Here is a 360-nt window from a genome sequence, read left to right on the forward strand (position 1 = left end):
TTTTGGGGGGGTGGGTTTTTTGGCCCGGGGGGCCCGGGCCCCCCCCGACGCGGCCCTGCGGGCCGCGCGGCAACGCCCTTAGGGCGTTCGGGGGCGCTGCCCCCGGACGCTCCTGCAAGGAGCGTCTCCCCCGAGGGTATTTTCATCAAGATGAAGGCAGAAGACGTTCCGGCGATAACGACGATTTGACGTCGGACGCCGCGCCTCGGGCCTCTGGGAGGGGGAGACGCGGCGCCTTCACCTTGAGCGGTCATCGGGACCTCTCCCTGTACCGCAACACATCAATACCCTATCAAGGTTAATGGTCCCTTTCCCTTCATCTTGATGAAAATACCTCGGAGGTCAGGAGGCAGAGCCTCC

Source organism: Sagittula sp. S175 (assembly GCF_049800975.1).
In the GTDB taxonomy this organism is placed as follows: Bacteria; Pseudomonadota; Alphaproteobacteria; order Rhodobacterales; family Rhodobacteraceae; genus Sagittula.